This is a genomic window from Chitinophaga solisilvae (assembly GCF_009928525.1).
Classification (GTDB): Bacteria; Bacteroidota; Bacteroidia; order Chitinophagales; family Chitinophagaceae; genus Chitinophaga; species Chitinophaga solisilvae.
The window spans coordinates 77,319-89,852 of record NZ_JAABOK010000016.1 but is presented as its reverse complement, the minus strand read 5'-3'; the positions used below and the strand labels follow the sequence as shown (position 1 = coordinate 89,852).

Genomic DNA, 12,534 nt, shown 5'->3' with positions numbered 1-12,534 from the left:
TGAAAATGAGTAAACAAGAACTTGATGCTTTATTCGGACAGATAGAACAGGGACAGATCAGCGTGGATGAAGGGCTCCGGCAGATAAAGCAACTGAAGGACAAGGCCGGGATTGAAACATATACATATAACGAGGCCTGTTTAAGGGATCATGTTATCAGCGGTAAGCAGATACTGATCGGAGCCACGCATGCCAGCCTGGCCATCAATGATTTTTTCCGGCGTCATCCGGAAGAAAACAGCGTCCGGCTGCAGCGGCTCAGTTATTTTGAACCCGTCATCGTTGCAGCAGGAGGGCAGGCAGAAGTGTTGCTGACCACTACGCCGCAGCAGGATACCACTGCTTTTGAAGCTAAATTCCGCGCCGCAGGAACGGAAGACTGGAAGCTCGCCGCTTCCGGATCTTTACAGCCCTATGTGGCAGAACGGCAGCAGGCAGATGTGGAACAGCTCCGGCGCTCCCTGCAGCCATTTCATGCCCTGGCGGATATCTATACAATGAATGCAGATGCGTACTGGGGAGATAGCTACCGGACTATTTCACAGCTCTACACCGGCGACCGGGAGGCTTTATCGGAAGTGACCATCGCAGCGCCGGATAACCTGCACAGCTATACGCTGCATCCGCTGATTACCAACAGTGCCTTGCTCACCCTGTTCCCGCTGCTGACTACACTGGATATTGAAGGCAGTTTTCTGCCCTTCGGCATTAAGGAAATCCGGTTTACAAGGAACGCCGCATGGCAGCATTGCTGGGTATCTGTTAAGCTGGTAAAGTATACCAGCGATATTATCATTTTCGATGCGACCGTCATCAGTGATGATGGAGAAGTCCTGATCAGCTACGAAGGTTATTCCCTGAAGAAAGTACGTACGGCCGTCCCCGTAGGTAAGGACGCGCCTGCGCCACCCGTTGCCGTACAACCATTGGCAGCGCCGCCCACCGCGGCGAAAAGTGCTACAGGTCTGGAAGCCGGCATAATTGCTTTCCTCCTGGGTAAGCTGCGTAAGATAGGAGGCGTTAAGATTGCCGGCCCCGAATCGAATCTCATGGAAGCAGGTATTGATTCCTCCCAGCTGGTGAATATCGCTAATATGCTGGCACACGAAACCGGGCTGGAACTCAATCCTACCTTGTTCTTTGAATACCCGAATGTAAAGGAACTGGCCGCATTTTTCTGTACGGAATACCCGGATGCTTTTCAACATCTGCTGGACATTCCGGTGAAAAAGACGGCTGCTGAGAAAACAACAGCTGCAACAGCGCCGGTATCCGTTGTGAAAAATATGACATCGCCGTTGCCACCGGCCAGCCCTGCGCCGCAGCGCGGGAGCCGTCAGCAGGATGTGGCCATCATAGGCATGCACGGCATCTTTGCCGGTGCGGAGAACCTGGAACAGTTCTGGGAGAACCTGCGCGACGGCAAAGACCTTATCAGCGAAATACCGCCGGATCACTGGGATTACAGACCCTGGTTCAATGCCGATCCGGAGGCTGCCGATAGTACCTATTGTAAATGGGGCAGCTTTATTAAAGATGTAGATAAATTCGATGCCGGTTTTTTCAAGATCTCCCCGCGGGAGGCAGACTGGATGGACCCGCAGCTGCGGCTCCTGTTACAGAGTATCTATAATACCGGAGAAGACGCCGGGTATATCAACCAGCTGAAAGGCACTGATACCGGTGTGTTTGTGGGCGTATGCTTTCATGATTATCTGGAGATGATCAATGAAAAGAATCTGCCGGCAGATCCTTATATCGGTACCGGCAACGGGCAAACGGTAACGGCTAACCGTGTATCTTTCTATTTCGATTTCAAAGGCCCCAGCATCGCCTATAATACGGCCTGCTCATCTTCCTTGTCGGCCGTTCACAGCGCCTGTCTGGCACTGCATAATAACGAATGCAGCATGGCCTTCGTTGCCGGCGTGAACCTGCTGTTTTCGTCTGCCCATTACCGTTACTTCTCCAGTATCGGTGCATTGTCGCCCACCGGCCATTGCTATTCTTTCGATGAAAAAGCAGATGGCTATGTACCCGGTGAAGCGATAGCGACTATCCTGATAAAGCCGCTGGAGCAGGCGGAAAGAGACGGCGACCGCATCTATGGTGTTATCAAGGGTTCTGCGGCATTACACGGAGGCTATACGCCATCACTGACCGCACCCAGCGTTGCCGGAGAAGAAAACGTATTGCTGAAGGCATGGGAAAATGCCGGTATCTCTCCGGAAACCATCAGCTACATAGAGGCGCATGGCACAGGTACCAAACTGGGCGATCCTATTGAAATAAACAGCCTGAAGAAAGCCTTCAAACGCTTCACAGGCAAAGAACAGTTCTGTGCGGTAGGCTCTGCCAAAGCCAATATCGGTCATGTGGAAGGCGCGTCCGGTATGGCCGGCATCTTTAAGGTGATTCTGCAGATGCAGCACCGGCAACTGCCTGCCATGCCGCTGTTTACACAACTGAACAGCTATATTCAGCTCGAACGCTCAGCCCTTTATATTAACCGCGAACCTGTGCCCTGGGAGCCTCCTGCCGGTATCCCCAGGCGCGCCGGCATCAGCTCATTTGGCTTTTCCGGTGCATATGCACACGTGGTGATTGAGGAATATACAGACCGCAGACCAGCACCGCAGGGATATGCAGACACAGAACTGCCGGCTGCCATTCCGTTATCGGCCCGCAACGAAGACCGGCTGCGCGCTCAGGCAGCACAGCTGCTGGCATTCCTGAAAAGTCATGCATGTACGGATGAAGACCTTCCCGGTATCGCCTATACGTTGCAGACAGGCAGGGAGGCAATGGATGAACGTGCAGCCTTCCTGGTTACTTCCGTGGAACAGCTGCAGGAACAGCTGGAAGCATATCTCAGCAATAATGAAACCCTTTACGCAGGACACGCTAAGCATAGTAAGGATACCATACTCATGCTGGCGGAAGATGAAGATATACAGGTTGCCATTGATACCTGGATCAGTAAAGGGAAGTATGATAAATTACTGAACCTGTGGGTGAAAGGATATGCCTTCGACTGGCGGCTGCTGTATACCAGCCATGCCGATAAACCACGTCGTATAAGTCTTCCTGGCTATCCTTTCGCTAAAGAACGCTACTGGGTACCTGAAACAGAAAGCCCGCTGCCCCGCAAAACGGCGCCGGCAACTCCTGCGGTTAAACAGCCTGCCGCAATAACAGATACTGTAAGCCTGCCATCCGGCTTGCTAACGTTAACGCCTGTATGGAATATTACACCGGTGACGCCGGTAACAGCATATCCGGTTGCAACACAACCGGTGCTCATTGCCGGCGGAACAACCGCGGAAAGGGCTGTTCTGTTACAGCACTATCCGGCGGCCATACTGCTGGATATCAACGATACTGTTACTGTTAACGAACTGGTATCGCTGCTGCCGGGCCAGCCACCGCACATCATCTGGGTTGCACCCGAAAGCGGACATCATACTGCTGCAGCGGCTACGCTGGCTGCTACAGAACTGGCCGTAATGGCTTGCTTCCGCCTTATCAAAGCATTGCTGCAGAAAGGATATGCCTCAAGCCCCCTGAGCTGGACATTACTGACACGGCAATGCACAGGCATACATGCGCAGGAAAGCGTAGAAGCGGCTCATGCAGCCCTGCACGGACTCGCCGGCTCTATGGCAAAGGAATATCCGCACTGGCAGGTACGCATAGCAGACCTGCCGGCCGGCACGCCCATCCCCTGGGAAGATATATCCGTATTGCCTGCAGATGCTGCCGGTAATGCGTGGGCATACCGCGACGGGCAATGGTACCGCCAGGAACTGGCTCTGCTGGAGCAGCCTGCAGGCTCCCATACCTTGTACAGAGAGGGAGGCGTGTATGTGGTGATCGGCGGCGCCGGCGGTATCGGCACAGCCTGGAGTGAATATATGATCCGCACCTACAACGCTCAGATCATCTGGATAGGACGGCGAAAAAAGGATGATGCTATACAGGTAAACCTGGAAAGCCTTGCTGCTGCCGGTAAAGCGCCGGTATACATACAGGCCGATGCGGCAGATTATGAGCAGCTGGCAGCCGCTTATCAACAGGTGAAATCAGCATACGGTGAAATAAATGGCGTGGTAAATGCCGCCATTGTATTAGCAGATCAGAGCCTCTCCAATATGGAAGAAGCAGTTTTCAGACAGGCACTGGCGGCTAAGGTAAGGGTGAGCGTGCGCATCGCGGAGGTATTCGGAGAAGCCCCGCTCGATTTTCTCCTGTTCTTTTCTTCTATCATCAGCTTCTTTAAAACACCCGGCCAGAGCAATTATGCAGCCGGCAGCACTTTTGAAGATGCTTTCGCGCAACAGCTTTCCAGGCAATACACCTTTGCCGTAAAAACGATGAACTGGGGCTACTGGGGAAGTATCGGCATCGTGGCCGGTGAAACCTACCGTCAGAAAATGGCAGCCACCGGTATGGGCTCCATAGAACCGCCGGAAGCGATGGAAGCGCTGGAGCAGTTGCTGACAGCTGCGGCAGACCAGGCCGTATTTATGAAGATATTATCTTCCGGCGTTGAGGCGTCACCGTTAGCTATCCGGGAAAAAGTCAGCGTTTATGAACGTTCCCTGCCTGCTGTAGCCGGCCATATGAAAGAAAATATGCCACTGCTGCCACCGCAGCCGGAAGAGACGCTGCTGCAATCATACCGTGAGATGGACGCATTGCTGGCCACCCTCTTATGGGCACAGTTACAGTCCATGAACCTTTTGCAGCAAACAACCTTTACATTCTCTGCCTGGCAGCGGCAGGTACAGCCTGCGTATCACCGATGGCTGGAGCAAAGTCTGGCTTTCCTGGTAACTGCCGGTTTCCTGGAGCAGAATGGCAATACGTTCACCATAAAGGAAGACGTAAGCGTAAACACTGTTGCTGCATGGGAAATGCTCAACGGCAGCATGCATGACAGGAACAAAAAAGCGCAGCTGACACTGGCAGCCGCTATGCTGAAAGCATTGCCTGCTATACTTACCGGCGGCGTGCCCGCTACGGACATCATGTTCCCGCAGGCGTCCATGGAGCTGGTGGAAGGAATTTACCGCGGTAATACCGTAGCTGATTATTTCAACGAAGTGCTGGCGCAGACAGTCCTCTCCTTTATTGATGCCCGGCTGGAAGCAGATCCGGCCTCCCGGTTACGCATATTGGAAATCGGCGCAGGCACAGGCGGAACCAGCAACCTGCTATTCGACCGCCTGAAGGCTTATACAGCGTCGATAGCGGAATATTGCTATACAGATATTTCAAAAGCATTTCTCATACACGCAGAAAATACGTATGCGGCAAAAGCGCCCTATCTCGTATGCAAGATTTTTGATACAGCGCAACCCTTGTCTGCACAAGGATTTGCGGCAGCTGAATACGACCTCGTGATTGCTGCCAACGTACTGCACGCAACCGGTAACATACATCATACACTGCGTAACGCAAAAGCCCTGCTGGCAGAAAACGGTCTGCTGGTGCTGAATGAACTGAGTATGCATACGCTGTTCGCACACCTGACCTTCGGGCTGCTGGACGGATGGTGGCTGTATGAAGATACTGCGCTGCGCATCCCCGGATGCCCGGGACTGTACCCTGATACATGGGATCATGTGCTGTCACAGGCAGGCTTCAGGGAGATAATTTTCCCGGCTGCTGCAGCGCATCACTGGGGACAGCAGATTATCGCAGCGGAGAGCGACGGGGTGGTACGGCAACCGGCTGTACTGCTGCCGGTTGCAGCTGAAAAGCCACAGCCGCCTGCTGCTCCTGAAGTACGTGTAACCGACAACGTTACTGTTCAGCGGGAAGAAACAACGGTCAGGGACCTGATCGTCGAAAAGCTGGGCCTGGCCCTGAAAATCAGTGCTGATAAAATAGATCCGGACGAACCTTTCGCGGACTACGGCCTGGATTCTATCACAGGCGTTAAACTGGTACAGCTTATCAATGAAGGGCTGCAGTTACAGTTGTCTACCACCACCTTATTTGATTACAGTACTGTCAGCCGCCTGGCGGCGCATATTTCCGCTGCCTATCCCGCAGTGGTGGTACCACAGTCTGCCGGAACACCTGCGGTGCAGGCGCCACCAGCTGTACCGCCACCGGTAAATATACCCGCGCCGCCGCCGGTAGTCAGAAGACAACAGGTAACAACTTCCCCGGGAAAAGCAACAGTTCGCAATAGCGGAATAAAAGAAAATAAACAGGTAAATAATTTTCAGAAAGAACCGGTAGCCATTGTCGGTATCAGCGGACGTTTCCCGCAATCGGACGGCCTGGCGGAGTTCTGGGAGCATCTGGCACAGGGTAACGACCTGGTGGAGAAGGTAACCAGGTGGGACCTGGATGCGCATGATGCTGATTTTGCCGCCAACGAAAAGGCGTGCCGTTACGGAGGTTTCCTGCGTAATATCGATCGCTTCGATGCATCGTTCTTTAATATTTCCGGACTGGAAGCTACCTATATGGATCCGCAACAGCGGCTGTTTCTGGAAGAAAGCTGGAAAGCGCTGGAAGATGCCGGCTATGCAGGAAGCAATATGGAAGGACGTTTGTGCGGCGTGTACGTAGGATATAACGGAGGCGGATATAACCAGCTGTTTGGTAACAATGCACCCGCACAGGCTTTTTGGGGAAATGCCGGCGCAGTGATTCCCGCCAGGATCTCTTACTACCTGGATTTGCAGGGACCTGCCATCGCAGTGGATACGGCCTGCTCCAGCTCTCTGGTATCCATTCACCTGGCCTGCCAGGGATTGTGGTCCGGTGAAACAGAAATGGCACTTGCCGGTGGCGTGTTTATTCAGACAGTGCCCTGGTTCTACATCTCCGGTAACAGGGCGGAAATGCTGTCGCCCACAGGCCGCTGCTATACATTCGATGACCGCGCAGATGGCTTTGTACCTGCAGAAGGGGTGGGAGTGGTCGTATTAAAACGACTGAAAGACGCTCTGGCAGACGGAGATCATATCCATGGCGTTATTTCCGCATCCGGCATCAACCAGGACGGCACTACCAACGGTATTACCGCTCCCAGCGCCCGGTCGCAGGAACGGCTGGAATGCGAAGTATATAACAGCTTCAACATACATCCCGGCGATATCCAGCTGATGGAAGCGCATGGCACCGGTACCCGGCTGGGAGACCCCATCGAATTTGAAGCGCTGACCCGCGCATTTAAAAAATACACGGATAAGCAGGCTTACTGCGCCATCGGGTCTGTTAAAACCAATATCGGGCACGCCGCCGCAGCTGCAGGTATGGCGGGCCTATTCAAAGTACTGCTCTCCCTGAAGCATAAAAAAATACCGCCATCCCTTCATTTCCGGAATGGAAATGCCGGTATACAGTTTACAGGAAGTCCCTTTTATGTAAACACCACGCTGAAAGACTGGAGTATAACGCCTGCGCATAAACGCGCTGCCGCTGTCAGCGCCTTCGGGTTCAGCGGTACCAATGCGCATATGGTTATTGAAGAAGCGCCGGTGGTACAACGGCAGCATGCTGCCCGCCCGGCATACCTGGTGGCCTTATCGGCGCATACGGCTCCGCAACTGAAGGAGCAGGCCAGGCAACTGCTGGCATATTGCGAAGCAGCGCCGGATACCGACTGCGGTAACATCAGCTATACTTTATTACTGGGAAGAAAACAACTGTCTCACCGCCTGGCCTGTGTGGCGCGCGATAGCCGGGAACTGGCTGCACTGCTACTGAAATGGCTGGATAAAGGTGCAACGCCACAGGTATTTGCAGCTGCTGTTCCGGAAAAAGAACGCCGGGAGCAGTCTGCCCTGAAAAAATACGGTAACGACTGTATTACCCGCAGCACACAGTTGCTGACTAACACCGCCGCCTATACGGAGAATCTTGTTGCCGTAGCAGACCTGTACGCACAGGGATATGCATTGGATGTGCAGCCGCTGTTCGCTGACGGAGGATACAGCAGGGTTTCACTGCCCGTATATCCTTTTGCGGGCGCCCGTTACTGGGTGAAGGAAAACCCGGCCGCCATAACCGGCCCCGTTACAACGACCTCCATACCGGCTGCCACTGTACTGCATCCCTTACTGCATCAGAATACCTCCGGGTTTGCAGGACCAGAGTTCACGACTGTATTCAACGGAGAGGAATTCTTTCTCAAAGATCATGTCATCAGCGGGCAACGCATATTCCCCGGATCAGCGTACCTGGAAATGGCACGTGAGGCTGCAGTGCAGGCAATGGGCGTGCCACCGGCCTCCGGACATATCATAAAGCTGCAGCAGGTAGTATGGCTTCACCCGGTAGTGGTTGGGCAGCAACCACAGCAGGTACATATCGCCCTGCAACAGGAACAGGACCGCATCTTGTTTGAAGTATATTCTGCCGCTGAAGAAAATAACAAACATACCATTCATAGCCAGGGACAGGTATTGACAGTACCGGCTGCTCCCTTGCCCCCCCTGGATCTGCAACAGATAAAAACTACGTGCAACCTGGGAACCCTCGATGGTAGGCGTTTTTACGAGGTGTTCAGTTCTCTTGGATTTGAATATGGACCTTCACATCAGTGTATTACAGCCGCCTATATCGGTGAAAATCAGCTGCTGGCCAGCCTCACTCTGCCAGCGGTAATTGCTCCGGCGGATGACAGGTTCGTATTACATCCGGCCATATTGGACGCCGCCTTTCAGGCATCCGTAGGAATGGCTGTGCATAACGGTTTACTGAAACCCTCCCTGCCTTTTGCCATACAATCCCTGCAGGTGCTGAGGGCATGTACTACTGCTATGTGGGCGTTTATACGTTACCGTAATGCTTCCGCTGATACGCAGCGGGTACAGTTGCTGGATATTGACCTCTGCGATGAAACAGGACGTGTATGCGTGCGCATAGAAGGGTTTTCCACGAGGATTCTGGAAGAAAAACCTGACGGTCCCGGTACATATTACTTCCGGTCATCCTGGAAAGAGCAGTCCGCCGCTCCGGCTGCTGTGGCCTATGAACAACAGTTGCTGGTTTATTGCGGGGAAGCTGACTTCGCCGCTGAGGAGATCCATGCGCAGATGCCGGGAGTACAGTGCATCCGGTTATCATCGCCGGAAGTAACGGTGGCCGGCCGCTTTGAACAGTATGCCCTCCGGTTGATGACCGTTGTGCAGAGTGCCTTAAGAGAGGCAACCAGTAAGAAAATATTGCTGCAGCTGCTAATACAGGAGCAGCCATCACAGGAATTATATGTGGCGCTGGCAGGTATGCTGAAAACTGCCCGGCTGGAAAATGCGTTGCTGACTGCCCAGCTGGTGCGTGTGGATGCAGCTGCAACCATCCCGGAAATCGTATCCGGCCTGCAGCAAAGTGCTCAGCTGCCAGCTGAAACGGAACTGTGTTTCCGGCAGGGAAAATGCCTGACAGCAGCATGGGAAAAAGTAGCGGCGCCATCATCTCAGCCTGCAGCACCGTGGAAAGCAGGTGGCGTATACCTCATCACCGGCGGTGCAGGAGGATTGGGAGAAGCGCTTACAAGGGAAATAGCTGCAACGGCAACAGACATAACACTGGTATTATGCGGCCGCTCTCCGTTATCCGCTGCCAGGCAGGCACTGCTGACATCGTTACCTGTTAACGTGGTTTACAGGCAGGCAGACGTAAGTAACCGGCAGCAGGTGGATGCCCTGATACAGGAAATAAAGGAAACATACGGCCGCCTGAATGGTATTATTCATGCTGCCGGCTTGATCCGGGATAATTTTCTGTTGAAGAAAACAACCGGAGAACTGCAGGAAGTATTTGCACCGAAAGTAGCAGGGCTGATCCACCTGGATGAAGCCACCAGCGGAACAGCGCTGGACTTCTTCCTGCTCTTTTCTGCGGGCGCTGCTGTCATGGGCAATCCGGGACAGGCAGACTATGCAACTGCCAACGCCTTCATGGATGCGTATACCCATTACCGTAATAAACTGGTAAACAGCGGAGAGCGGCAGGGAAAAACCATTTCCGTGAACTGGCCTCTATGGGAAGCCGGGGGGATGCAGTTAAGTGAAGCTGCACGCAATATCATGCGGCAGCAGACCGGTATCGTGCCATTGGCAACAACGGCTGGTTTACTGGCATGTTACACCTGTTTGTCTCTGGAACCTGCGCAGCTGTTGGTATTACCCGGGAATGAAAGTCAGCTCGGACAGTTCCTGCAGATACACACTTCCACGCATCTCGCGCAGACATTGCCTGTCAGCGGCGAAAGTATCACGGCATTTATCGTTGATACCATATCAGACATGCTGCAGCTGTCGCCGGAAATACTGGACCTAACGACCTCTTTCGATAAATTCGGGATTGACTCCATTATGCAGATGAACCTGATCCGCCAATGGGAGCGGACAACGGGAGAGCTACCGAAAACACTGATGTTTGAGCATCCTTCCATACAGGAACTGGCTGCCTGGTTTGAAAAACATCACCGCGAAAAATTTGCCGGCATACCCACTGACAGTAAAAATGCTCCGCAGCCTTCAACAACGTATAGACTTCCGCGTTATCAGGCGGATATGCCTGTCAATGGCTCCGTACACAGTATCCTTTCAGGGGAGAAGAAGGAGCCGGCAGCAGCTCCTGCCGTTCATACAGAAGATATTGCGATTATAGGTATCAGCGGACGTTACCCGTTGTCTGACAACCTGGAAGAATTGTGGACGCACCTGACACAGGGAGATAATTGTATTACCACTGTTCCCGGCCATCGCTGGAATGATTCGCTGGTGCGGAACCTGGGCGATAACGCCTTGTTACAGCCCGGCGCCAATCATTACGGAGGTTTCCTGCAGGAGGTAGACCGCTTTGACCATCACCTGTTTGGTATACCGGTAGCGCGCGTACAGGAAATGTCGCCGGAAATAAGGTTGTTCCTGGAAACAGTATGGGAAACATTTGAAAATGCCGGGTATCCGAGGCAACGACTGAAAGCGTTACAGGACGGCGCTTCAGCAGGGGTAGGTGTATTTGTCAGCAATATGTATAACCAGTATGCATGGAACATGCCGGCTTTGGAGCAGGCGGTGCTTACTTCCAACGGAACAGACTGGCAGATCGCCAACCGTGTATCACATTTCTTTAATCTCACCGGTCCGAGTATAGCTGTTAATTCTGCCTGTTCCGGGTCGCTGACTGCCATACATCTTGCCTGCGAAAGCCTGCTGCGGGGAACTGCTGCCATGGCGATAGCCGGAGGCATCAATCTCACCCTGGAACCTTCCAAATATACAGCCCTGCAACATGCCGGTTTCCTCGGCAGCGGTGGCAAAAGTAAGAGCTTTGGTTACGGTAACGGCTATATTCCCGGAGAAGGAGTAGGTGCTGTGCTGCTGAAACCACTTTCTCTTGCCATAAAAGATAATGATCACATCCTGGGCGTCATAAAGAGTAGTTTCATCAGCCATGGCGGCGGGCGTCAGCGATATACAGCGCCGGATCCGCAGCAGCAGGCGCAGCTGATAGGCAACGTTATACGCCGGGCTGCTATAGATCCGGCTACAATCGGTTATGTGGAATCTGCCGCCAACGGTTCGCTGCTGGCGGATGCTATCGAAGTGGTGGCATTACAGCAGGCATTTGAGCAGTTTACAGACAAACGGCAATTCTGTGCGATCGGGACTGTTAAATCAAACATAGGCCACCTGGAAGCAGCCTCCGGTATGTCGCAGCTCACCAAGGTGCTGTTGCAGATGAAGCATAAAACATTAGCGCCTTCCATTAATGCCAGCCCCAGGAACCCCAATATCAGACTGGAACAAACCGCCTTCTGCCTGCAGGAAACGTTGAGTCCATGGATAGCCATGACAGACCCGCTTACCGGCGAAACGCTGCCCAGAAGAAGCCTTATCAATTCATTTGGCGCCGGCGGCGCTTATGCCGGCCTGATCGTAGAAGAATATACAGCCGCACCTTTGGAAGCACCGGCAACAGCAGCAGAACAGCTGTTTGTCTTCTCTGCCGCTTCTGCCGGCAGCTTATGGCAGTACCTGGAAAGTATGCAGCATTACCTCTCTGCAGCCAGCAGCCCTGCAATAGCCGCCATAGCACGCTCTCTGCACCTGCGTAATCATAACCTGCCATATCGCGCAGCTGTGATGGCCGCTTCCGTGGAAGAGCTGCACGACAGACTTGCATCCCTATGCCTCCTACAGGCAGCAGGAGCAGATGGTGCTGTTTACCTGCGCACTTCACCGGTAAGGACCGTAGTCGCAGTGGCTGATCTGCAGCAGGCATTTACTGAAAAAGATCTCCGCAGACTGGCGCAGATCTGGATCTCCGGAGCTGATGCAGACTTCAGTGAGCTGCTGTCACCGGCTGTCACCCCGGATATTTCTATCCCCGCATACGCATTTGATCATAGTGTGCATTTCGGCTTTAAAGAAGCTGTAACCACAGAACGGCCATTATCGGCGGAAGACAGCTTTTACCAGGAACTGCTGGAGAAGATAAACAAAGGTGAATTAACTGCCGACCAGTTTAACCAATTGATCACAACGTGAAAAGTTA

Annotated in this window: 1 protein-coding gene; it reads left to right on the top strand. The window is 53.2% G+C overall.

All coding sequences use genetic code 11. From position 1 onward, the window contains the following. The first annotated feature begins 5 nt into the window (after nt 1-5). Complete coding sequence (locus GWG06_RS25565) at nt 6-12,527, top strand: SDR family NAD(P)-dependent oxidoreductase (protein WP_160717044.1); 12,522 nt, start codon at nt 6-8, stop codon at nt 12,525-12,527. Nucleotides 12,528-12,534 lie beyond the last annotated feature (7 nt).

Excerpts from the sequence above, each read along its gene's own strand:
- GWG06_RS25565 (WP_160717044.1), top strand. The coding sequence starts at position 6 with ATGAGTAAACAAGAACTTGATGCTTTATTCGGACAGATAGAACAGGGA.